Genomic DNA, 22,124 nt, shown 5'->3' on the forward strand with positions numbered 1-22,124 from the left:
TAACATCACAGTTATGTTTTCCGATTGATGTAAAGCCGACGTGATTTCTCGTCTGAATAATCATTTGGCATTATCAACGTCAAGGAAGCGGTGGTGCACTGGCTCGCACGGCTTCTTGGATACTTAACAGGAGTTCGAACAGCGGCTTCGTACGACTGGAATGACTGGCACGATCGCGCCGGTAATTTGGCTCTGCTTTGCCGATACGCGGCTGTACTCGAACAGACAACATAGCAGGTTTCAAATGGCGACATATAGTTGGACCACCGGCACGGGTGGTGACTGGAATACGGCGGCGAACTGGACTCCGGGCACGGGAGCTCCGAGCCTTATTCCAAGCGATCCCGCGGCCGATGTGACAATCGACGCCGCGCCGACCAATGGCGCGTATACGGTAACGATCGCCACGGGCGAGTCGGAGACCGTCAACTCATTGATCATGAACGGGGTCACCAACCTCGCCGGGACCAATATTCCTGTTTATGACGCCGCGCTGCTGGAGATCGACGGCACCCTGGCCTTCACCAACACGTCAGGCGGCACCGACTCGTCAGCCGGACGCCTGAGCGGTTCGCTGCAGACCACGATCGTGATGAACAACGGCACCATCGTCAACCCCGGCACGGTTGATGCCTTCATTCAGGCGGAGGGCAACGACCTCATTACCGGCACCAACGGTCTCTATGTCACGGACTGGTTGCAGGCACTCGGCACCGTCACCGTCGATACGAAATCGATTGCCGAAATGAGCGGCACCCTGCTGTTCGACGGAATTTTCGAGGCGAAGGGTCCCGGCGCCACCATCAACCTGGGCGGCACGCTGCAGAACCTGATCGTCAACATTGCGACGATGGAGGGACCGCCGCTGATCCCGGACGGCTGGACAGAACTGTTCCTTAATGCGCCGACCTCCGAGATCAACGAGTGGAACGGGACCAAATATGTTGGTATCGAATCGACGTTGATGGAAATCGGCAGCCGCGGCACGCTTGATGTGCTGGGCGGCCGCGATTACACGACCACCAATACACTGAGCATCGATGCTGGCGCCATGCTCAACCTGGTGGCCGGAACCGTCACCACGGGCGGTCTCGACATCAACCGCGGCATCGTCCAGGGCAGCGCCACGATTGCCGGCGGTGTGGTCAACGACGGCACCCTGGAAGCGGTCGGCGGAGCCCTGCAGGTCCTCGGCGGCCTGACCGGCACGGGCACGGTCGGGTTTGATGTCGACGGGAAGACCGGCACGCTTGACAGCGCCGGGGCGACGCTGGAATTGGACGGCGTGTCGGCCGGCCAAACGATTGTGATGAACGGCGACGATACGCTGCGGCTGGACACGCCCGCGGCCTTTGCCGGCAGCATCTCCGCCAAGCTCGGCGATACCATCGTGCTGCAAGGCATCAGCGCCACCAGTGCGGTGCTGCAGGGTGGCACACTGGTTCTCAGCGACGGCACCCAGACCGTCGGCTCCATCGCGCTGTCCGGCAGCTATGCCGGCGTAGGCTTCGGCACGACGCTTGCTGGCGGCAACACCACCGTGATCGTGACCACGCAGACCGCCCCGACCATCAACGGATTGGCGGCCGGCGAGACTGGCATCGATACGGTCTCCCAGACCCCGTTCGCCGCGGTCGCGGTCAGCGATCCCGACGTGGGTGCCGCAACCAGTGCCAGCATCAGGCTGACCAGCGGCGGTGTCGCCACCGACGCCGATGGCCTGTTGTCCGGCGCCGGCCTGCGCAAGACCGGCATTGGCACATACAGCCTCGCCACCACCAGCCCAGCCACCCTGAGTGCCGAACTGCAGGCGCTGATGTTCACGCCCACCGCCCGTCAGGTGGCTCCCGGCAGCACTGTCGCCACCAGCTTCGGCCTGACCATCGCCGAAGGCAGCGCCACCACCAGCGCCAGCACAACGCTGACCGTGACCGCGCAGACGGCCGCGCCCACCATCACCGGCCTGCCGGCCCGTGAGGCAGGCACCGATACCGCCGCCCTGGCTCCGTTCGCCGCGATTGCGATCGGTGACCCTGATCTGGGTGCCGCAACCAGTGCCAGCATCACGCTGACCAGCAGCGGTGTCGCCACAGACGCTGATGGGCTGTTGTCCGGCGCTGGCCTGAGCAAGACTGGCAATGGCACATACAGCCTCGCCGCCACCAGCCCAGCCAGCCTCAGCACCGAGTTGCAGGGTCTGGTGTTCGCGCCCACGGCTCATCAGGTCGCGCCTGGCAGCAGTGCCGCCACCAGCTTCGGGCTGACTGTCGCCGAAGGCAGTGCCACCACCACCGCTAGCACCACGCTGACGATAACCGCCGCCGCACCGCCACCGCCACCGCCATCGGCCAATTTCATGGTGGCTGATACCACGACGCATAACAGCACGAGCGCGGCCGGAGATACCTATACCGGGCCAGTTGCCGGCCTGCAGCACCAGTACATCAACATCACGACGGACAGTCTCAATATCACCGCGACGGTTGCGAATTCGTTCATCCATACCGGCTCCGGCACTGATGCGATCGATGTCAGCAAGGTGGGTGGCACCAACGTCCTGGATGGCTCGACCGGGTCCAACTTCCTTGTCGGCGGCAGTGGCAATGACACGTTCTTTGTCGATGACCGTATTGCCACCGCCGACATCTGGAGCACGATCGCCAACTTCCATGTGGGCGACGCTACCACGGTCTACGGCGTGACAGCCGCAGACTTCAACCTCGACTGGGAAGACAATCAAGGTGCTGCTGGATACACCGGTCTGACCTTGCACGCGACCGCCGCGAACAAGCCGATCGCCTCGATGACGCTGGTGGGATACACAAAGGCGGATCTGACCGACGGACGCCTGACCGTGTCATTCGGCAACGATCCGGCGAGTCACAGTAACTACATGTATGTGCATGGGAATTGAATGAAGCAGAAGCAGATCGAACGGCGCCGTTAACCAAGGCACTTCCGGCATCCCGCGTCCGCCGGATGGTTCCGAGGCAGAAACAGCTCCAGATGCTGGCCTGACAATACCAGTCGTCCAGCCACGAACGAGAGGGTGGGAAATTTTGGCAAAAAGTTTAACCTGATCTCGAGGCTATCCAACGCGGCACCTTTGCTAGGTAAGGTGTCGCGTTGGACGTTTTAGGGAAGATCATCGTGCTTGGCTCCCCGATTTCCAATCCCGCCAGGCGCCCGGTGATCGCTGTTCATCTCGTCGCCTTTCCTGACTAGGAATAATCCGGAATCCAATCAAGTATATCAACATCAAGACCACGCAGGCGCGGAGCGATTAGCCAGTATGGAAATGCGCGATCATAGCGAGGCAGCCAATGATTAGGAAATACTGCCATGTCGAACCAGATCCGTAAGGTTGCCATCGTGACAGGCGCGGCTCGTGGCATCGGCAAGGCCATTGCCCAGGCGCTCGCTCGCCACGACCACGACCACGCCATCATCAATCTGCGGGAGGAACAACTTGCCGAGACGGTGAAGGTGATCGAAGCGCTGGGCGTGCGGGCGCTGCCGGTTCCTGTCGATATCTTGGACTACCAGGCCGTGTGAATCCAGGTCGCGCTAATCGCGCAACGTCTGGGCCAGGTCGATGTGCTGGTGGACAACGCCGCGATAGTGCAGCCGCAGCGGGTGCTGGAGATCACAGAAGCGGAATGGGACCAAGGCAGGGCGGTGAACTTCAAGGGCGTCTTTAACTGGAATGAGGCGGTGGCACCGAGGATACTGGAAAGCGGCGGTGGCCGGATCATCAACATTGCCTCCGTCGCGGCGACCACCGGTGGCAGTGCACAGGCAGCCAGCCGCTTCGCCTACAGCGCGACCAAGGCCGCTGTACTCGGCCTGACCCGCGGCCGGGCGCGCGATCTGGCGCCCCTGATCCTGGTCAATGCCGTCTGCCCAGGCTCGATTTTTGACTGACCGCACGCGGAATGCGTTCGACAGCCATATGAATTAGCTCGGCGCGGCAACGCCGATGGGCCGCGTCGGCACGCTAGAGGACATCGCCGTGGTGGTTGCCTTCCTCGCAACCGCCGAACTGCTGTTCATGGCTGGCGAGGTAATCGACGCCGATGACGGTACCAACATCAACTGAGGGTTTACAAGCGCGTAACCGCTGCGATCAGGATATGGTCGGTCCCATAGAGACGGGCGCAGGCCGAGGATTCACCGCTTTGCCGTAAGCGTCGCGTTCGGCCCACCTGGCGCTGACGGCTGAAAATGTGATGGGTTTGTCTCATGGAGACGAACGCGAACCCAGCCGCGATGCCTGCGGCGCCAAAGAGCGCTCATACGAGCAGTCATAAGAGCGCTCGCACGCCGCCGGTCGAGTTGATTACCCGCGGTGAGCGGCGCCGACGCTGGACGGTTGAGCAGAAGCAGACGATCGCGGCGCAGAGCCTGGCGCCTGGTGCGTCACCGACCGAGGTGGCGCGTCAGCACGGCATCGGCACCGGTCAACTTTATAGCTGGCGACAGGCCTTGCTGGCGGCGCAGCCGAGTGTCGCGGCGCCGATGCTTGGACGCTTTGCCCGGGTTGAAGTGGCGGCTGGCAGGACAATGCCGCACGTCGAAGGCAGCATGATCCCGGCGCCGACGCCACCCCCTACATCGGCCCAACCGGCCGGTCTGATCGAGATCGTTCTGCCGAACGGCACGACGTTGCGTGTGGACGCGCAAGTCGATCCCCGTGCCTTGCGACGCGTGCTGTCGGCGCTGCGCGGATGATCAGCTTGCCATTGGGTGCGCGGGTGTGGCTGGCCTGCGGGCACACCGATATGCGCAAAGGGATGGATGGCTTGGCGATGCTGGCCCAGCAGGTGCTGGCGGAGGACCCGTTCAGCGGCGCCTTGTTCGCCTTCCGCGGCAAGCGCGGTAGTCTGGTCAAGCTGCTTTGGTATGATGGTCAGGGCCTGTGCCTGTTCAGCAAACGGCTGGAGAAGGGCCACTTCGTGTGGCCGGTGACGACCACTGGGCGGGTGTCGCTGACGGCTGCACAGGTGTCGATGCTGCTGGAAGGGATTGACTGGCGGATGCCGCAGCGGGTGCGCCGCCCGGAACTGGCAGGCTGAGCGCGGCGGCTCACGCAGGATTCATTGGCGCCGCTTTGCGCCGATACTCCAGCCTCCGAGCGTGTTCACCGCTCCCACCGCTCTACCCGGCGATCCGGCGACGTTGCAGCTGATCCTGCGCGCCGCGCTGGCCGAGATCGAGCGGCTGCAACTGCTAATCGCCGGCCTGCAACGCAATCGGTTTGGCCGCCGGTCCGAGCAGTTGGACGACGAGACATTGCAGCATGGACTGGAAGACCTGGAGCAATCCCTGGCCGAGCAGGCAGCCGGGTTGGAAGCGGCGATACCGCCGCCAGCGGTGGCGGCGTCGGATGCCGAACCAGTGGCGCGTCCGATAAAGCCGCCGCAGCGCAACCGCGGCGCGTTGCCGGCACATCTGCCGCGGGTTGAGGTCGTTATCGATGTCGAAGACAAGGCGTGTCCCTGCTGCGGCGGCACGCTGCATCCGATCGGTGAGGATCGGGCGGAGATGCTGGATTACGTTCCTGCCCAATTGCGGGTGCGGGTGATCCGCCGTCCGCGCTATGGCTGCCGGGCCTGCGAGCAAGCCGTCGTGCAGGCGCCCGCCCCGGAGCGGCCGATCGATGGTGGCATGGCCACCGAGGCGCTGCTGGCGCATGTGCTGGTCAACAAATATGCCGATCATCTGCCGCTGTATCGCCAGTCGCAGATCTTCGCCCGTCAGGGTGTGACGCTGGATCGTTCGACGTTATGCAACTGGGTGGGCCGGGCCTGCTGGTGGCTGGCCCCGCTGCACGAACTGATGCTGAGCACGGTACTGTCGTCGCCCAAAGTGTTTGCCGATGATACCACTTTGCCGGTGCTCGACCCCGGCCGGGGACGCACCAAGACCGGACGGTTATGGTGCTATGCCGTCGACAATCGCTCCTGGCAGGGGCCGGGCCATTCCGCCGCGGCTTACGTCTACAGCGAAGACCGCAAGGCGGATCATCCGGCGGTGCATCTAAAGGGATTCCGCGGTCTGCTCCAGGTCGATGGCTATGCCGGGTTCGGCCGTCTAGTCGCCGCGACCGCGGACGGCGCAACCCAACTGGCTTTCTGTTGGGCTCATACACGCCGAAAGTTTTACGACATCCATATCGCTACCAAATCACCGCTCGCCGAAGAGGCACTGCGGCAGATTGCGGCTCTTTATGCGATCGAGGCCAACATTCGCGGCCAGTCCGCCGACGAACGCCGCCAGGCACGGCAACAGCACAGCCGCCCGCTTGTTGCGGCCATGTACATCTGGCTGAACGAGCAACTTGGCCGCATATCGGGTCGCTCCGCCCTGGCACAGGCGATCCGTTATGCGCTCAACCATTGGGGCGGGTTAATTCTGTTCCTCGACGACGGCCGCATCGAGTTGGATACCAACACGGTCGAGCGCGCCATGCGTCCGGTTGCCCTCGGACGCAAGAATGCGTTGTTCGCCGGAGCCGATAGCGGTGGGCGGCATTGGGCCATCGTCGCCACGTTGATCCAGACGGCGAAGCTGAATGACGTCGATCCCATGGCGTGGTTGACCGATGTGCTCGAACGCATCGTGTCAGGCCGCACCAAGCAGAACCAACTACGCAGCCTGCTGCCGTGGATTTGGAAGAATCCTGATCCAGTTGGTGTCAACACGGGATAGCATCAAAACACCAGTGGAGTTGGCACGACGCTTACGCTTTGCCGAGGCCGGCACCGCACAAGGGTGCGGCCCTTCCCTATTCTACCCTTATATCTGGATGCTGGCTCCCTAGCGTGCTGCAAGGGAACCCGGTACGCGGCGACAGTCGCCCGTCCTCCCTCAGGCCGCCATCAGACACGACTCCTGGGACCTGTCGCCGCCGCGTCGCGCACAACCAGACAGTCGCTCGATGGCCCGTCGCATGAACAAGGCTAATTTACCGTGACAGAGATCATTTGTGGCGTCGACGTCGGCGCCAAAACCCTTGACGCATGCATCAGTCGTGATGGCGCCTGCCAACAATTCACCAACACTGCCAAAGGCAACAAAGAAAGCCCCGCTAACCTGTTAAGGTAGCGGGGCAAGTATACAGGGAGGCTTCACGTCTGGGAGACGCAGGGATCGGAGACCCCTTTCCAGCGACTAGCGCTGGAACTCTGGCAGCGGTGCCGCCGTAACTAGAAAGCAACTTTATACCGCAGATGCGAAGGGAACATCCGCCAAAACCCGGCGGCGGCCATGCTCCTGATGCATAACAAAATTTGATCATCTGCAATTACAGTAGGGCTCCGCCGAACTTGGAAGGTGGCATTGGCGGTTGGAGTGACAAGACGACTATCGGAAATGCCGGATGCCTATTCCGAGAGGACGTGGCGACCGAGCGGTGTCACGCTGATTTGCCCGATATCACGCCTTTCCCGGACAACTAGGGCGTGTCGTCAATTGAGCCAGATTGCGGTGGAAGCCAGGTAAACGCCAGCAAGGAAGTTGCGAGCGGTCTTGTCATAGCGCGTGGCAATGGCGCGGAACTGCTTGAGCTTGGTGAAGAAGTTCTCGATCAGGTGGCGCGCCTTGTAGAGATCGCGGTCATAGTCCCGCGCGACGCGGCGGTTGGCTTTGGGCGGGATCGCCACCGTCTTGCCGGCTTCGGCCAGCGGCTCAATCACCCGCTCGTTGGCATCGAACGCGTTGTCGGCGATCAGCATGTCAGCCGCTATGTCGGGCAGCAGGTGGTCGGCGCCGACCAGATCGTGGGCCTGTCCGCCGGTCAGGCAGAACGCAACAGGGTTGCCCAGCGCATCGACCAGGGCGTGGATCTTGGTGCTCAACCCGCCGCGTGAGCGGCCGATGGCCTGCTCTTCGCCGGCTTTTTTGGGCGCCGGCGCTGTGCTGATGGGTGCGCACGATGGTGCTGTCGATCATCGCATACTCATTATCCGCGTCTGCCGCCAAGTGGCTAAAACAGTCTCTCCCACACGCCCGCTTTCGCCCATCGGCTAAAGCGGCGGTGGACCTTCACGCCATCGCCGAACCGCTCGGGCAGCTCACGCTAGGGAACGCCGGCGTGAAAGCGGAACAGCACCGCCTCGACGAACAAGCGGTTGTTCGCCGCGGTGACCCCAACCGAGCCCTCGCGGCCTGGCAAAAGGTCACAGATACGCTCCCATTAATCGTCTCGAAGGACGTAGCGTCGCATTGGTCAGCTCCCGTAAGGCTGACCCGCTTTGAACCAGAGTTTCCACCGCGTTGGAACCCCTCAATTGACGACACGCCCTAAACCAGGTTTTCGACGATCCAGTGCGCCATGACCGTTACCCCATCCAGAAAGTCGTCGATCGTCATGGCCTCGTGTGGGTTGTGGCTGCCGTTTTCATTGCGTACAAAAATCATGCCGATTGGCACACCGGCGGCGGCGAAGGCGGCACCGTCATGCGACGCCGGGCTGCCGATTTGCAGCACCGGAATTTCCTGAGCCTTCGCCGCGCTTGCCAATCCTGTCCTAATTGCCGGATCGACAGGTCCGACGGCGGCCTGCGCCTTGGATCCGAGATGGAAGCGCACACCGCGGCGCTGCTCGATCCCATCGATGATGCGGTCGACCTCGCGGTCCAGTTCGCCCAGAACGGCTGCGTCATATGCGCGGACATCTAGGCTGAAGTGGAACCGTCCCGGCACGATAGTCAGCCCATGCGCGGCCATGTCCGTATGGAAGCGGCCCAGCGTGCAGGCCATTGGGATGCCTCGGCTCTCATGGTCTTCCCACAGTGCATCGAGCGCCATGGCGAATTCCGCGCCAGCGGTCGCGGCGTCTCGGCGGAAGCGCCGCGGCAGTCCGACATGGTCGTGGCGTCCTTCGATCCAGGCATCAGGATAACGGAAATTGCCCGGAATACCGGTGCAGATCGCAACGGATCGATCGGCCTCCACTAAGCCGGGCGCCTGCTCGATGTGCAGTTCCAGATAAGCGTGTATGCTTCCCGACGCGAAGTGGCGGCGGCCGGCGAGCAAGGCGGCTGGGTTGCCGCCGCAATCGGCGATATGATCGGCCAGGGTGCGGCCGGTGTCGATGCGCCGCACATCCAGCGCACCATCAGGCAAGGTTCCCAGGCTGCCGCGGCTGCCGATGTAGGAGACCTGGAACCAGACGCTTTCCTCGGCACGAATGCCCATCACGGTGATGTCGCGGTCCGGCGTCAGGCCCAAGGTCCGCAATGCCGAGACGGCGGCAAGGCCGGCCAGCACCCCGGCGGCACCATCGAAGTTGCCGCCATGCGGCACGGAATCCAGATGCGAGCCGATGACCATGGCCGGCGCGGTCCGGTCATGCCCTGGCAGGGTCATGTAGAGATTGGCGACAGCGTCGTGCCCGATTTGCAGGCCGAGCGCTTTCGCCGCCCTGGTCACGGTGGCATGCGCTCGCTGCTCACCGGCGCCATAGGGATCGCGCGACACGCCTGGTTCGTCCAACCCGTCCAGGTGAAGCTGGTCGAACAGCGCCTGCATTGGCTGCCGCTGCGCCTCGATTGCCGCTTTTATGGCGTCGGCACTTGACGTGGCTGATTCAGTCATCCCAAGATAATACAGCATCGGCCGGGGCGAAAGCAAAGCGCCCCCGGCTCGGATGCCACAGGCGTCCATTAAAGGCCTGTATTGGGGCCAGCTATGCGGCAGGATTTTTCGGCTGCGCCATGTTGCGGTGCATCTCGGCCAGAACGCCAGAGGGTGTGACGCTGGCGATCGCCGTCTGAAGCTTGTTGTGCCAGCCGGCCACGACGTCGCCCTCGCCGTTCATCATCGCCTTGAAGCCGACCTGCGCCACCATGGCCGGGTCGTCCTTCTTCGCCTGGCCGACCTTGGTGTCCATCATGTCCGCTGTCTCGAAGAAATCAGTCTCCGTCGCGCCGGGCATCAGGCAAGTTACACTGACACCCTTGCCCCAGAGTTCATGACGCAGCGCAAATGAAAAACTGTCGAGGAACGCCTTGGTGCCGTTGTAGACCGCCTGATACGTGCCGGGCAGGAATCCCGCGATGGAGCCGGTGATCAGGATCCGGCCAGCGCCGGCCGCCCGCATGTCGCGGCCGACTTTCTGCAGCAGTAGCAGGGTGCCGGTGATGTTGGTGTCGACGACAGCGCGCCAGGCGGCCGGGTCCTGATCCAGAAACCCATGTCCAAGCCCACGCCCCGCATTGGCCAGCAAGGCATCCACCTTCCGGGCCCCGATTGCGTGGTAAAGCTTGTCTACACCTTCAGGTCCGGAGAGGTCGGCCTGCACCGCCTCGACCTTGGCACCCAATTTCCGGAAGGCAGCGGCGGCCTGTTCAATTTCCGCATTATCGGCGGCAACCAGCAGGTCAAAGCCATTTTGGGCACACTGCTTGGCCAACTCGTAACCAATACCGGCCGATGCGCCGGTGACGATCGCGAATTGACGAATGGTGTCGGCCATCGGGCTAATCTCCTGTTTCCTAAAGACCCGGTTTGATCACGACCTTGATGCAACCGTCCTGCTTGTCACGGAATGTTTTGTACATCTCCGGACCGGCTTCTAGGCTCACCTTGTGGGTGATGACGAAGGACGGGTCGATCTCGCCCTTCTCGATGCGCTGCATCAGCTTGGGCAGGTAGTGCTGCACTGGCGTCTGCGCCATCTTGAAGGTCAGCCCGCGGTTGATCGCGCTGCCCATCGGCACCTTGTCGACGAAGCCGCCATAGACACCGATAATCGAAACAATGCCGAAATTCCGGGTGTTGTTGATCGCCTGGCGCAGCACATGCGGCCGGTCGGTGCCGGCGAACGCGGCGACCTTTGCCCGGTCAAGCATTGAATCGAATGAGGCCGAGGTATGCGGCTCTGTGCCAACGGCATCGATACAGGCATCCGCGCCGCGGCCATGCGTCAGTTCCTGGATGCGGTCGTAGACATCCTCTTTCATAAAGTCGATGGTAATCGCGCCAGCGGCTTCGGCCATTTTCAATCGCTCTGGCACCGTATCAACAGCGATGACCCGTTCGGCACCCAGCAGGAAGGCACCGCGGATGGAGAATTGCGCAACCGGGCCGCAGCCGAACACCACGATCGTTTCGCCACCCTTGATATCGCAGAACTCGGCGCCCATGTAGCCGGTCGGAAAAATGTCAGACAGAAACAGCACCTGTTCGTCTGTCAGCCCTTCCGGCACTTTGATCGGCCCAACGTCGGCGAACGGCACGCGCAGATACTCGGCCTGGCCGCCAGGGAACCCGCCCAGCAGATGCGAATAGCCGAACAGTCCGGCCGGCGAGTGGCCCCAAAGCTCCGCGGCCATCTTGGCATTTGGATTAGACCGCTCGCAGCCGGAGAAATACCCGCGCTTGCAGAAGAAGCACTCGCCGCAGGAAATCGTGAACGGCACCACGACGCGGTCGCCCTTCTTCAGCTTGGTGTTCTCGCTGCCGATCTCCATGACCTCGCCCATCGTTTCGTGGCCGAGCACGTCGCCGCGATGCATGGTGGGGATGACGCCGTCGTAGAGGTGGAGATCGGATCCGCAGATGGCGCAGGCAGTCACCTTGATGATGGCGTCGCGTGGATGCTCGATCCGCGGATCAGGCACGCTCTCGCACCTGATGTCGCCTTTGCCGTGCCATGTCAGCGCCTTCATCGTGGTGTCTCTCTTTTTGACCAGGATTGCGGCGGCAACGGACCGGGTCGTGCCGCCGTTCCCATGCCCCGTGTACACATCCTGCGTATCAGCGGGCGCGCAGTCGAAGAAGTTCCTCGCTCAACACCACGGCGAAACCAGTCCATAGAACCAGCGGCGCCATCGCGGCGGAGGCCGGCTTGTCTACGCGTTCCGCGGCGGCCGTGGTGGCCGCCGTGGCAGCGAACATGGCGGTGGCGACGACCGCGCTTTCGCCCAGCCGTTTGCGGCCAAAGAAAACCGCTGGATAGCCTGCCAGACCCACCAGTGTGGCCGCCCATGACGCCAGCGCGACGCCACGCGCTGAACTTGGCGGGCTGCCAAGCAGCCTTGTGCCAGCCACGCAGAGCAGCGTTTCAAGAAAACCCCAGGTGATCCCGATGACTGACCCCGGTGGTGTGAAGGGCGGCTTGCGCAGCGACGCATACCAAACCCCGGCGCTCGGCTCTTGCGGGCCAAAGCTGCCGCCGACGAGCGCGGCCGCCGCCACGGATCCGATACTGACAAGTGCCGCGGTACGCGTTTGCATGACTTGAGAACTCCAAAAAGCAGAGCGCGGGAGTAACGCGGGTGACGCCGCGCGGTTCACGTACGGACCGGTGGCGGCAATCACGAAAAGGCAGGGGGCGAAACCGCCGGCGCGGATCAGGATTAGGACGATTGCCGCGGGTGCGGCATGAAAGGTGCTTTATGAAGTCGACATCCGCGCATGGCCCCAATCCGGAGAAGGCGACGTTCCGCGTTGAGGAAACGCCGGCGGTGCCGTGGCTGGGCCTGTTCTTCGGCGCCATCGCCATGGTGCCGTTCGTCCTCGGCGCGGCCGGCATCTGGATCTTGAACGATGGCGCCAGCGCCTGGGCGGCCAGGCTGACGGTTATCTGGGGTGGCGCGATCCTGTCCTTCCTGGCAGGCGTCCGGCGTGGCCTGAGCTTCCGCACGCCGGGCGGCGAGGATGTGGCGCAGATGACAACCATGCTATGGCTTTTCCTGCTGGCGCTGGCGTCGCTGGTCCTGCCTTGGCTGCTGGCATCTCTCGGCCTGTTGATCGTTGGCTATGCCAGCATTGGGGTGCTCGATCCCGTGGCGGCCAGCTATCGCGAGGCGCCGTTGTTCTTCAAGCGATTGCGTCCGGTGCAGATGTTGGTGCCGGTGGCAAGCCTCGCCGTCATCGTCGTGCACATCGTGGCCAGGGGGTGATTGGCCACAGGTGATTTGCCAGGGGGTAATCCCGCTGATGGTGTTCATGATAAGCTGCATGGCTTTGGGAAAGGCCACGCCATGAACAGCCATGATGACGCCATTAGCGAGATGCTGCGGGAAACCGCCGGCCGCGTGTTCCAGGACCGCTGCGACACCACGACGCAACGGGCGGCGGACCAGGGTGCCTGGTCAGCCGATCTATGGGCCGCGATCGAGGCGGCGGGGCTGCATTGGGCGCTGGTGCCGGAACGGGCGGGGGGATTTGGCGTGCCGGTCACCGCTGCGCTGTCGCTGCTGCGAACCGCCGGCGAACATGCAATACCGCTGCCGCTGGCCGAAACCATGCTGGCAAGCTGGCTGCTGGCGAAGGCGAACCTGGCGATCCCGGAAGGGCCGCTGACCCTTGGTCCGGTGCGCGACAACGAGGGCATCCGCCTGACGTCCAAGGACAATGGCTGGCACCTATCCGGCACGCTTACCCGAATTCCCTGGGCACGCAATGCCACGGCAATGGCAGTGCTGGTGCAGCACGCCGGGCAACCCTGGATCGCACTGGCCAACAATGACGTCTGGTCTCTCGAGCGGGGAGAGAATGTGGCGCACGAGCCGCGCGATACCGTCTGGCTGGAGGGTATGGCACTGGCGGCCGCGCCCGCCGATGTGGACGTGCCACACCTGCGCGCGGTGGGCGCGGCAATGCGAACCCAGCAGATCGCCGGCGCACTGACGCGGCTGACCGCGATGACGACGGACTACGCGCGGAACCGCGTGCAGTTTGGCCGGCCGATCGGCAAGTTCCAGGCGGTGCAGCAGAACCTGGCGATCCTAGCCGGCCAGACGGCCGCCGCCGTCGCCGCGGCCGATCTGGCGGCGGAGGCGATGGACGGCGGCGTGAACGTGCTGCCGATCGCCGCCGGCAAGGCGCGCGCCGGAGAGGCCGCCGGCATCGGTGCATCCATCGCGCATCAGATACACGGTGCGATCGGCTTTACCTTTGAGCACAATCTGCATTTCCTGACCCGCCGGCTATGGTCCTGGCGTGATGAATTCGGCAAGGACATCGAGTGGAGCAGGCTGCTTGGCCGCTATATGGCTCAGGCTGGTGCCGACCGGCTCTGGCCGGAAATCACCGCCGCCTGAGTAGATGATTGCGTCGTTTGCTTAATGGAATGATACGCCATCAACTCACACCTAGTCCGCATCGATTGGATCATCCGGCAATGCGTAGTCCCGCAGGCTGGCAATATCGTGCAGGATGACCCGCGCGCCATGCGTCTCGACCCCGAGGCCACGCAACGTGGCGAAGGCGCGCGACAGATTTTCCTGCCGGCAGCCCAGGCGCGCGGCGAGCAGCCGCTTGTCGAACGGCAGGCGCAGCGCGACGACGTTGCCGCTTGGTTCAGTGCAGAGCGACAGCAGGTAGCAACCCAGCCGCTGCGCCGTGGTGCGCAGTTTCAGATCGCAGACCTGGCGTACCAGGGCGTGAAAATCCTGCGCCTCGGCCCGCAACAGGGCGGTGACGAGCGATGTCTCCTGCTCCACCAGCGACAGCAGGCCGGCGGCTTCGATCGACAGCAGCCGGCAATGGCCAATGGCGCGGGCATTGAGCAATCGGGGCAAACGGGCAAGCAGGGTGGCCAGGCCGATCATGGCGCCGGGACGAATGACCTCCACCACCGCGGCACTGCCGTTGGCGGCGGTGCTGGAGGCCGCCAGTTGTCCATCCAGCACGATGTAGAGGACGTCCGGGGCCTCAGCCTGTCGGCATACCTCGGTGCCCGCCGGGGCCGAGATAATCTTGCTGATGCGGGCCAGCCGGTCCATCAAGCTTTCATCAAGATCACGCAGCAGCGGGATCGCGCGCAGCGCCTGGGTAACAAGGCGCCCATCGGCGGGATTGGGGGCAAGTGTGAGAGTTGCATGGGACATGTCCGACGTTTGGTCCTTGCGCCTTGTTTGATATGTCATCCGCATGATCTACCGGATGAATTTGACCAGGATCAAGCAAGAAATTCAAAATGCGGCGAGTATGTATCATTTGATACAATTCTTTGTGTGGCAGGCAGGGGGGCATTATCATGAAAGCAATGCTGTGCGAGCGGTTCGGCGGACCCGAGGTGCTGGCCTTGCGGAATGTCGCCGATCCGCCGCCGCCGGAAGCGCGCGAAATTCAGGTGCGCATCGCCGCGCGGGGCGTTCAATATGTCGATGTCTTGATGCTGGTGGGCAAGTATCAGTTCCGGCCGGACCCGCCGTTCATTCCAGGCGGCGAGGCAGCGGGTCATGTCGTTGCGATTGGCACTGATGTAACGGATTTCGCGCCTGGCGACGTGGTCATGAGCCGTCACACGCTTGGTGCCTGCGCCGAGCTAGGCAATGCGACAGCGGCACTGTGCGACAAGGTTCCGGCGGGCATGAGCCTGGCCCAGGCAGGTGTCTTTCGTGGCGCCTATACGACGGCCTATCATGCGCTGCTGCAGCGTGGGCGGATGCGGGACGGCGAGTGGGTGCTGGTGCACGGCGCGGCCGGCGGCATCGGCATCGCCGCGATCCAGGTCGCGAAGGCGTTCGGCGTCAGAGTGATCGCCACCGCCGGATCGGCGGCCAAACGTGCCGCCTGCCTGGAGGAAGGCGCGGATCATGCCATCGACTACCGTTCCGGCTTCGTCGATCAGGTGAAAGCGCTGACCGACGGACGCGGCGTCGATATCGTCTATGACCCGATCGGCGACAAGGTGGCGGAGGAGTCGCTGCGTTGCCTGGCCTGGGGGGGCCGGCTGCTGATCCTGGGTTTCCTGGGCGGCGGTCCAACGAATATCCGCAGCAATTACCTGCTGATCAAGGGCATCGACGCGATCGGCGTGCGGATTGGCGGCTTGAACGAGAACGAGCCCGCCCTGGCGGCCACCAACATGAAGGCGTTGGTGACACTGGCCAAACAAGGCAAGCTACGGCCGCGGATTTCCCACACCTTCCGATTGGATCAGGCGGCCGAGGCGTTGCAGGTGGTGATCGATCGCGCGGTCATCGGCAAGGCCGTGCTGCTGAGCTAGTACCTTTGCACAGAGGTTTTGACCGGTTGAGCGTGTCCTGGAAGTAGTTCAGGCAAAGCGGAACGCTCAAGCAGGACGACGATGCTCCGTGCGAAGCCTGGTTTGCGTGAGATCAGCCCGGCCTGCTCGAGGGTGAGCACCATCTGATGGACGCTTGGAGGCGTGAGGCGGAAGAACCGCATCATGTCCGCCTCCGCCGGCGGGCGCCCGTTCACCAGAGTATAAGCGTCGATATACGCCAAAAACTGGCCCTGTCTGGGGGTAAATTGCGGTCGCAGCGCATCGACAGCTCGACTCATCGTTGTCCTTGAAGGGAAAGGAACGGCGATGACCATACGGTATCGGGTCGATCTGAGCGAGGCGGAGCGCGCACACCTCACGACGCTGCTGAACGGCGGCAAACACGCAGCACGCAAGATCAAGCGGGCTCAGATCCTGCTGGCCGCCGATGCTGGTGTCAGCGACGACGTGATCGCCAACAGCGTCTCGGTTGGCACCTCGACGGTCTACCGCACCAAGCGACGCTTCGTCGAGGGCAACCTGGATCTGGCGCTCAGCGAGGAGGTCCGCCCAGGGACTTCGCGCAAGCTGTCCGGCAAGGAGACCGCGCTGCTGGTGGCAACGGCCTGCACCACCCCGCCGGTGGGGCGCAAGCGCTGGACGCTCGATCTGTTGGCCGGCGAGATGGTGAGGCTGACCGAGCATGAGGATCTGTCGCGCGAGACCGTGCGCCGGCGCCTTGCAGAAGACGATCTAAAGCCGTGGCGGCGGGAGATGTGGTGCATTCCACAAATTGATGGCGCCTATGTCGCGCGGATGGAGGATGTGCTCGATCTCTACGCCGAGACGGCTGATGCGAAGCGCCCGGTGGTGTGCTTTGACGAAAGTCCGACCCAGTTGATCGGCGAGGTACGTGAGCCGATCCCGGCCGAACCGGGTCAGCCGGAGCGCTATGATTGCGAATACCGCCGTAACGGCACCGCCAATCTGTTCGTGTTTCTCGACGCACACAGACCCTGGCGTCATGTAAAGGTGACAGACCAGCGAACCGCGCAGGATTTCGCCGTCTGCATGCGTGATCTGGCCAATACCCACTATCCAGATGCCGACCAGATCCGGGTTGTGCTGGACAATCTTTCAACCCACACCGCCGGGGCGCTATATGAGACCTTCCCGGCACCCGAAGCGCACCGTATTCTTCAGCGCCTGGAATTTCATTACACACCCAAACATGCCAGTTGGCTGAACATGGTGGAGATTGAGATCGGCGTGCTGCGCGGCCAGTGCCTGGATCGCCGGATCGGTGAGCGCGACGTTCTCAACACCGAAATCAAAGCATGGCAAAGCCAACGCAACGCGTCAGGCGCACGGATCCAATGGAAGTTCACGACGCAGAAGGCGAGAGACAAGCTGGCTCGCGCCTATCCCGACACCACTTAACCGTTCAAAATCACTGTGCAGAGTTACTAGTGGTCCGATGCCAACGGGCACTTCGGCCTGTTGGCTGAATCGGCTTACACAAGCAATCTAGTGCGCTGACACATTCGGACGTTGCAGCATGGCTCAGAGCACCAGAATGACTGAATGATTGAACCTAGGACGAAACAATCTATGACAGACGGAACCGAACCAGTTCCGCTTCCGCCGCCGCTGGTCGTCGGCGAGCGCACGGGACTGGAGCCATCGAACCCGCTGCTTACCGCCTCTGCTGAAACCCGCCGGGAGCATGACCTGCTTGGTGAGGCGGATGTGCCGGCTTCCGCCTACTGGGGCATCCACAGCCAGCGCGCGGTGGCGAACTTCCCGATCACCGGCGTGCCGGTCGGCCATTTCCCAAATCTCGTCCGCGCCTTGGCGCTGGTCAAGCTGGCGGCGGCGCGGGCAAACCGGCGCCTGGGGCACCTGGCGCCCGACAAGGCCGCCGCCATTGAGCGGGCGTGCCTGCTGATCGCCGAACAGGGCCGCTTCCACGATCAATTCGTCGTCGATGCGATCCAGGGGGGTGCCGGGACCTCGACCAACATGAACGCCAACGAGGTGATCGCCAATGTCGCGCTGGAGGTAATGGGCCACCCGCGCGGGCATTACGCCGCGCTGCATCCCAACGACGACGTCAACATGGCGCAGTCCACCAACGACGTCTATCCGACCGCCATGCGCCTGGCGGTGATCTTCGCCACCATGCCGCTGGTGACCGCGCTGGACGATCTGGCGTTCGCCTTCAAGACCAAGTCGGTGGAATTCGCCGACGTGCTGAAGATGGGCCGCACGCAGCTACAGGATGCCGTGCCGATGACGGTGGGGCAGGAATTTGATGCGTTCCACGCCACCTTAAAGGAAGATGTCGCCCGCCTGGCTGAGATCGGCGGCCTGTTTCGCGAAGTCAGCCTAGGCGCCACCGCGATCGGCACCGGCATCAATGCCGATCCGCGCTACGCCACCCTGGCGGTGGAGGAACTGGCGCGGGCATCCCATCAGCCGCTGGTGCCGGCGGTCAACCTGATCGAGGCGACATCGGACATGGGGGCGTTCGTGCTGTTTTCCGGCCTGCTGAAGCGGGTGGCAGTGAAACTCTCCAAATTGTGCAACGACCTGCGTCTGCTCTCCAGCGGGCCGCGCACCGGCATCGGCGAAATCCGGCTGCCGGCGGTGCAGGCCGGCTCCTCCATCATGCCTGGAAAGGTCAACCCGGTGATCGCGGAGGTGGTCAATCAGGTCGCCTTCCTGGTGATCGGCCACGACCTGACGGTGACGATGTGCGCGGAAGGCGGCCAGCTTCAGTTGAACGCGTTCGAGCCGACGATCGGCTACTGCGTGCTGAACGCGCTGCGGATGCTGACCGCGGCAGTCGAGACGTTGCGCACCCGTTGCATCGAGGGCATCGAGGTGGACCGGGAGCGCTGCGAAAGCCTGGTCCGCGGCAGCATCGGCCTAGTCACCGCCCTGGTTCCGGCGCTGGGCTACGAGGCGTCTTCCCGGGTCGCTCGTCGTGCCCTGGCGGAGCGGCGGTCGGTGGCGGAGGTCGTGCTGGATGAGGGGCTGCTGACCCCGGTGCAGCTCGACGAGTTGCTGCAGTTGGAGGCGATGACGCGGCCGTCGCGGGCGAAGGTGGTTGTGGCGCGTGCGTAGGTTGCTGCGTGGGCCGGGGTGGCTTAAGGAAGGCGAGGGCTCTGCCCCTCGACCCCGCTAAGGGCTGACGCCCTTAGAACCCATCAAGGGGAATGGGGGGAGAGGGGGCGACACAGGTGTTGCAGCCGTCTCGGTCGCCCCCCCTCCCCCATTCCCCTTATTAGCGGGATTAAAGGGGGCTAGCCCCCTTTGCGGGTCCAGGGCAGAGCCCTGGCCTTATCTGGAGTAACCACGGACAGGAGTACAACGAACCATGGCCACACCCGGACGCGCCTTGCCGCAGGCGACGCCAGAGACGCAGCATTTCTGGGACGGCACCAAGGCGAACGAGCTGCTGTTGCAGATCTGTGACGATTGCAACAAGATCTACTTTCCGCCGCGGCCATTCTGCCCGGTATGTGCCTCGCGCAGTATCTCCGTCACCAAGGCCAGCGGCCGCGCCAAGCTGTACAGCTACGTCATCCACCATCGGCCCGTCACAGGCTTCACGCCGCCCTACGCCATTGCCGTGGTGGAACTGGACGAGGGCCCGCGCATGATGACCAACATCGTGGACTGTCCGCAGACGCCGGAGGCGCTGGTGCTGGACATGCCGCTGCAGGTGGTGTTCGAGCCGCAGACCGACACGATCACGCTCCCCTTCTTCCGTCCGGTGAAAGGCTGATCCGATGCCGCATAACACAGTCGCCGTCGTCGGCGCCGCCGAAACCAGCAAGCTGGGCGTTATCCCCGACCTGTCGCAGCTCGGCCTGCACGCCGATGCCGCGATCAACGCCATGGCCGACTGCGGCCTGAAGCCGAAGGACATCGACGGCATCGCCACCGCAGGCGAGACACCGGTGCAGCTCGCGCATTACCTGGGCATCACGCCGACCTGGGTGGACGGCACATCGGTCGGTGGTTGCAGCTTCATGATCCATGTCCGTCACGCCGCGGCGGCGATCGAGTCGGGGCTGGCGAAGACCATCCTGGTGACCCATGGCGAAAGCGGCAAGTCCCGCATCGGCAACCCGCCGCGCTCGGTTCACCCGCAGTCGCTGAACGGTCAGTTCGAGCAGCCCTTTGGTCCGATGGGTCCGCCGAGCATGTTTACGATTCCGGTGTTGCGATATATGAAGACGTATGGCGTGACGGCGGAGCAGATCGCGCAGGTTGCTGTCGTGCAGCGCGAATGGGCGTCGAAGAACCCGCGCGCGACGTTTCGCAATCTGATCACCACGGACGACGTGCTGGGCAGCCGGATGATCGCCTATCCGTTCCGGCTGCTGATGTGCTGCCTGGTCACCGACGGCGGTGGCGCGCTGATCCTGACCTCGGCCGACCGCGCCAGGGATTTCCCCACCAAGCCGGTCTATATCCTGGGCACCGGCGAAAGCGCGGAAACCCCAATGGTCAGCCAGATGGAAGATTTCACTTCGTCCCGCGCGTTCCGTGTTGCCGGTCCGACGGCGTTCAAGGAGGCGGGGATTGCGCACAAGGACGTCGATCACCTGATGATCTACGATGCTTTCGCGCATCTGCCAATCTATGGGCTGGAGGATCTGGGCTTCCTGCCGAAGGGCGAGGCCGGCGGCTTCATCGCCGGCCGCAACACGGCACCGGGTGGATCATTGCCGCTGAATACCAATGGCGGCGGGCTGTCCTACATGCACTCCGGCATGTACGGCATGTACGCGTTGCAGGAGAGCGTACGCCAGATGCGCGGAACGGCGGCGGCACAGATCGACGAGGCGAGGATTTCCGTCTGTCACGGCGTCGGCGGAATGTTCGCGGCATCCGGCACGATCATCTTCAGCAACCAGGCGCCGTAGCGGACGAAGGGAGTTCGGTCATGACCGAAAGCCTGTTCTCGGGCCTGAAAGTCATCGATTGCGCGAGCTGGATCGCCGGACCGGCGGCGGCGACGATGTTGTCGGATTTCGGCGCCGACGTGATCAAGATCGAGCCCCCTGGCGCCGGCGATCCCTGGCGCGCCTCGCAGCCGATCCAGGGCAAGACGGTCGACTACTACTGGCAATTGACGTCACGCAATAAACGCAGCCTGGCGCTGGACCTGAAGCACGTCGAGGGCCAGGCGGTGCTGCACCGGCTGGCCGCCTCGGCTGATGTTTTTATTACCAACTTTCCGCTGCCGGTGCGCGACCGGCTGCGGATGGCGCCGGCGGACCTGCTGCCGCTTAATCCGCGACTGATCTATGGCTCCTTTACGGCCTACGGCGAAGCCGGCGAGGAAGCTGCCAAGACCGGGTTCGATTCGACCGCCTACTGGGCGCGTACCGGCCTGATGGACATAATGCGAGCGGATGCCGAGACGGTGCCGGTGCGCTCGATGCCCGGTATGGGGGACCATCCCAGCGCCACCGGGCTGTATGCCGCGATCGTCACGGCGCTGTACCGGCGGGAGAAGACCGGAGCGGGTGGTGTCGTGCGGTCATCCCTGTTGCAGAACGGCCTGTGGGCGAATGGCTGTGCGGTGCAGACCCGTCTGTTCGGTGAGGATGTGCCGCTGCGTCCCCGGCGTGACGATCCGCCGAACGCGCTGGCGAACCACTACCGCTCCCGCGACGGGCGCTGGTTCATCATGGCGCTGTTCAACGAGCAGCGGCAGTTGCGCTCGTTCCTGTCCGCCATCGGACGCGCCGAACTGACCGATGATCCACGCTTCGCCACGCCGGCCGCGCGCAAGCAGCACGCCCGCGAGCTGGTGCTGATCCTGGATGCGGTGTTCGCCACGCGCGATCTGGCCGACTGGCGCACCACGCTGGATGCGGTCGGCGTCACCTTCGGCATCGTCGCCACGGTGAACGAGGCGCTGGACGATCCGCAGATGCGCCACGCCGGCGCGCTGGTGCCGTTCGGCGACGGGCAGACCCTGACGGTGATGACACCATTTCACATCGATGGCGTCGAGAAGGTGCCAGCCCAGCGTGCGCCCGCGGTCGGGCAGCATGACGAGCCAGTGCTGCGGGAAGCCGGCTACTCGGCTGACGACATAGAACGCCTGCGCGAGCTGGGCGTCGTGGCGTAG

Annotated in this window: 19 protein-coding genes and 2 pseudogenes; 14 read left to right on the forward strand and 7 right to left on the reverse strand. The window is 63.6% G+C overall.

Annotated elements, in window-relative coordinates; all coding sequences use genetic code 11:
- The first annotated feature begins 244 nt into the window (after nucleotides 1-244).
- The 6 genes and pseudogenes from ACQY4S_RS19075 (at nucleotide 245) to tnpC (ending at nucleotide 6,711) form a co-directional block, all read left to right on the forward strand.
- Nucleotides 245-2,914: a beta strand repeat-containing protein gene (locus ACQY4S_RS19075; RefSeq protein WP_428486799.1), complete on the forward strand. Its 2,670-nt coding sequence runs from the start codon at nucleotides 245-247 to the stop codon at nucleotides 2,912-2,914.
- 428 nt (nucleotides 2,915-3,342) lie between these two features.
- Nucleotides 3,343-3,924 (forward strand): annotated as a pseudogene (locus ACQY4S_RS19080) (SDR family NAD(P)-dependent oxidoreductase).
- Between the two features lie 55 nt (nucleotides 3,925-3,979).
- Entirely contained in the window at nucleotides 3,980-4,099 is a 120-nt protein-coding gene (locus tag ACQY4S_RS19085; protein ID WP_428486800.1) for a hypothetical protein, read from the forward strand.
- Between the two features lie 143 nt (nucleotides 4,100-4,242).
- The gene (tnpA, locus tag ACQY4S_RS19090) at nucleotides 4,243-4,731 is read left to right on the forward strand and encodes an IS66-like element accessory protein TnpA (protein WP_428483619.1); all 489 of its coding nucleotides are present in this window, start codon (nucleotides 4,243-4,245) and stop codon (nucleotides 4,729-4,731) included.
- The gene (gene tnpB, locus ACQY4S_RS19095; RefSeq protein ID WP_428483620.1) at nucleotides 4,728-5,075 is read left to right on the forward strand and encodes an IS66 family insertion sequence element accessory protein TnpB; all 348 of its coding nucleotides are present in this window, start codon (nucleotides 4,728-4,730) and stop codon (nucleotides 5,073-5,075) included. The genes tnpA and tnpB overlap by 4 nt, the downstream gene beginning before the upstream one ends.
- A gap of 61 nt (nucleotides 5,076-5,136) precedes the next feature.
- Nucleotides 5,137-6,711 (forward strand): IS66 family transposase, encoded by a 1,575-nt coding sequence (gene tnpC, locus ACQY4S_RS19100; RefSeq protein ID WP_428483866.1) that lies wholly within the window; start codon nucleotides 5,137-5,139, stop codon nucleotides 6,709-6,711.
- A gap of 758 nt (nucleotides 6,712-7,469) precedes the next feature.
- Here the strand turns inward: tnpC and ACQY4S_RS19105 are convergent.
- From ACQY4S_RS19105 to ACQY4S_RS19125, 5 genes and pseudogenes are all read right to left on the reverse strand, one after another.
- Nucleotides 7,470-8,188 (reverse strand): annotated as a pseudogene (locus ACQY4S_RS19105) (IS5 family transposase).
- Between the two features lie 116 nt (nucleotides 8,189-8,304).
- Nucleotides 8,305-9,600 (reverse strand): hydantoinase/carbamoylase family amidase, encoded by a 1,296-nt coding sequence (locus tag ACQY4S_RS19110; protein ID WP_428486801.1) that lies wholly within the window; start codon nucleotides 9,598-9,600, stop codon nucleotides 8,305-8,307.
- Nucleotides 9,601-9,691: 91 nt separating this feature from the next.
- Nucleotides 9,692-10,480 carry an SDR family NAD(P)-dependent oxidoreductase gene (locus tag ACQY4S_RS19115; RefSeq protein ID WP_428486802.1) on the reverse strand — a complete coding sequence of 263 codons (789 nt, stop codon included), beginning with the start codon at nucleotides 10,478-10,480 and terminating at the stop codon, nucleotides 9,692-9,694.
- Between the two features lie 19 nt (nucleotides 10,481-10,499).
- Nucleotides 10,500-11,675, reverse strand: coding sequence for a zinc-dependent alcohol dehydrogenase (locus tag ACQY4S_RS19120; protein WP_428486803.1), 1,176 nt, complete (start codon nucleotides 11,673-11,675; stop codon nucleotides 10,500-10,502).
- An 88-nt stretch (nucleotides 11,676-11,763) separates the two neighbouring features.
- Nucleotides 11,764-12,243, reverse strand: coding sequence for a TspO/MBR family protein (locus tag ACQY4S_RS19125; protein ID WP_428486804.1), 480 nt, complete (start codon nucleotides 12,241-12,243; stop codon nucleotides 11,764-11,766).
- 161 nt (nucleotides 12,244-12,404) lie between these two features.
- Here ACQY4S_RS19125 and ACQY4S_RS19130 point away from each other — a divergent pair, with 161 nt between their 5' ends.
- Together ACQY4S_RS19130 and ACQY4S_RS19135 are read left to right on the forward strand one after the other, a co-directional pair.
- Nucleotides 12,405-12,911 (forward strand): DUF3429 domain-containing protein, encoded by a 507-nt coding sequence (locus ACQY4S_RS19130; protein WP_428486805.1) that lies wholly within the window; start codon nucleotides 12,405-12,407, stop codon nucleotides 12,909-12,911.
- Between the two features lie 81 nt (nucleotides 12,912-12,992).
- Nucleotides 12,993-14,054 carry an acyl-CoA dehydrogenase family protein gene (locus ACQY4S_RS19135; protein ID WP_428486806.1) on the forward strand — a complete coding sequence of 354 codons (1,062 nt, stop codon included), beginning with the start codon at nucleotides 12,993-12,995 and terminating at the stop codon, nucleotides 14,052-14,054.
- A 51-nt stretch (nucleotides 14,055-14,105) separates the two neighbouring features.
- Here the strand turns inward: ACQY4S_RS19135 and ACQY4S_RS19140 are convergent, their stop codons facing one another.
- A complete protein-coding gene (locus ACQY4S_RS19140; protein WP_428486807.1) occupies nucleotides 14,106-14,843 on the reverse strand; it encodes a cyclic nucleotide-binding domain-containing protein in 738 nt (245 codons plus the stop codon).
- A gap of 149 nt (nucleotides 14,844-14,992) precedes the next feature.
- On the opposite strand from ACQY4S_RS19140, the gene ACQY4S_RS19145 reads away from it, so the two are divergent.
- Entirely contained in the window at nucleotides 14,993-15,967 is a 975-nt protein-coding gene (locus tag ACQY4S_RS19145) for an NADPH:quinone oxidoreductase family protein (protein ID WP_428486808.1), read from the forward strand.
- Here the strand turns inward: ACQY4S_RS19145 and ACQY4S_RS19150 are convergent.
- Nucleotides 15,964-16,302, reverse strand: coding sequence for a LexA family protein (locus tag ACQY4S_RS19150; protein ID WP_428483392.1), 339 nt, complete (start codon nucleotides 16,300-16,302; stop codon nucleotides 15,964-15,966). The two genes, ACQY4S_RS19145 and ACQY4S_RS19150, sit on opposite strands and share 4 nt — an antisense overlap.
- Here ACQY4S_RS19150 and ACQY4S_RS19155 point away from each other — a divergent pair.
- The 5 genes from ACQY4S_RS19155 (at nucleotide 16,295) to ACQY4S_RS19175 (ending at nucleotide 22,124) form a co-directional block, all read left to right on the forward strand.
- Entirely contained in the window at nucleotides 16,295-17,407 is a 1,113-nt protein-coding gene (locus ACQY4S_RS19155; protein WP_428483393.1) for an IS630 family transposase, read from the forward strand. The genes ACQY4S_RS19150 and ACQY4S_RS19155 overlap by 8 nt on opposite strands.
- A gap of 171 nt (nucleotides 17,408-17,578) precedes the next feature.
- Entirely contained in the window at nucleotides 17,579-19,096 is a 1,518-nt protein-coding gene (locus tag ACQY4S_RS19160; RefSeq protein ID WP_428486809.1) for an aspartate ammonia-lyase, read from the forward strand.
- Between the two features lie 253 nt (nucleotides 19,097-19,349).
- Nucleotides 19,350-19,760: a Zn-ribbon domain-containing OB-fold protein gene (locus tag ACQY4S_RS19165; RefSeq protein WP_428486810.1), complete on the forward strand. Its 411-nt coding sequence runs from the start codon at nucleotides 19,350-19,352 to the stop codon at nucleotides 19,758-19,760.
- 4 nt (nucleotides 19,761-19,764) lie between these two features.
- Nucleotides 19,765-20,907 carry a thiolase C-terminal domain-containing protein gene (locus ACQY4S_RS19170; RefSeq protein ID WP_428486811.1) on the forward strand — a complete coding sequence of 381 codons (1,143 nt, stop codon included), beginning with the start codon at nucleotides 19,765-19,767 and terminating at the stop codon, nucleotides 20,905-20,907.
- A 20-nt stretch (nucleotides 20,908-20,927) separates the two neighbouring features.
- Nucleotides 20,928-22,124, forward strand: a complete 1,197-nt coding sequence (locus ACQY4S_RS19175; RefSeq protein WP_428486812.1) for a CaiB/BaiF CoA transferase family protein — start codon at nucleotides 20,928-20,930, stop codon at nucleotides 22,122-22,124.

The sequence above is a fragment of the Rhodopila sp. genome, from assembly GCF_965276935.1.
Lineage (GTDB): Bacteria > Pseudomonadota > Alphaproteobacteria > Acetobacterales > Acetobacteraceae > Rhodopila.

Coding starts and splice junctions, on each gene's coding strand:
- ACQY4S_RS19125 (WP_428486804.1), bottom strand. CDS start 12,243: ATGCAAACGCGTACCGCGGCACTTGTCAGTATCGGATCCGTGGCGGCG.
- ACQY4S_RS19145 (WP_428486808.1), top strand. CDS start 14,993: ATGAAAGCAATGCTGTGCGAGCGGTTCGGCGGACCCGAGGTGCTGGCC.
- ACQY4S_RS19165 (WP_428486810.1), top strand. CDS start 19,350: ATGGCCACACCCGGACGCGCCTTGCCGCAGGCGACGCCAGAGACGCAG.
- tnpB (WP_428483620.1), top strand. CDS start 4,728: ATGATCAGCTTGCCATTGGGTGCGCGGGTGTGGCTGGCCTGCGGGCAC.
- ACQY4S_RS19120 (WP_428486803.1), bottom strand. CDS start 11,675: ATGAAGGCGCTGACATGGCACGGCAAAGGCGACATCAGGTGCGAGAGC.
- ACQY4S_RS19130 (WP_428486805.1), top strand. CDS start 12,405: ATGAAGTCGACATCCGCGCATGGCCCCAATCCGGAGAAGGCGACGTTC.
- ACQY4S_RS19135 (WP_428486806.1), top strand. CDS start 12,993: ATGAACAGCCATGATGACGCCATTAGCGAGATGCTGCGGGAAACCGCC.
- ACQY4S_RS19170 (WP_428486811.1), top strand. CDS start 19,765: ATGCCGCATAACACAGTCGCCGTCGTCGGCGCCGCCGAAACCAGCAAG.
- ACQY4S_RS19150 (WP_428483392.1), bottom strand. CDS start 16,302: ATGGTCATCGCCGTTCCTTTCCCTTCAAGGACAACGATGAGTCGAGCT.
- ACQY4S_RS19140 (WP_428486807.1), bottom strand. CDS start 14,843: ATGTCCCATGCAACTCTCACACTTGCCCCCAATCCCGCCGATGGGCGC.
- ACQY4S_RS19155 (WP_428483393.1), top strand. CDS start 16,295: ATGACCATACGGTATCGGGTCGATCTGAGCGAGGCGGAGCGCGCACAC.
- ACQY4S_RS19115 (WP_428486802.1), bottom strand. CDS start 10,480: ATGGCCGACACCATTCGTCAATTCGCGATCGTCACCGGCGCATCGGCC.
- ACQY4S_RS19085 (WP_428486800.1), top strand. CDS start 3,980: ATGGGCCGCGTCGGCACGCTAGAGGACATCGCCGTGGTGGTTGCCTTC.
- ACQY4S_RS19160 (WP_428486809.1), top strand. CDS start 17,579: ATGACAGACGGAACCGAACCAGTTCCGCTTCCGCCGCCGCTGGTCGTC.
- ACQY4S_RS19075 (WP_428486799.1), top strand. CDS start 245: ATGGCGACATATAGTTGGACCACCGGCACGGGTGGTGACTGGAATACG.
- tnpA (WP_428483619.1), top strand. CDS start 4,243: ATGGAGACGAACGCGAACCCAGCCGCGATGCCTGCGGCGCCAAAGAGC.
- ACQY4S_RS19175 (WP_428486812.1), top strand. CDS start 20,928: ATGACCGAAAGCCTGTTCTCGGGCCTGAAAGTCATCGATTGCGCGAGC.
- ACQY4S_RS19110 (WP_428486801.1), bottom strand. CDS start 9,600: ATGACTGAATCAGCCACGTCAAGTGCCGACGCCATAAAAGCGGCAATC.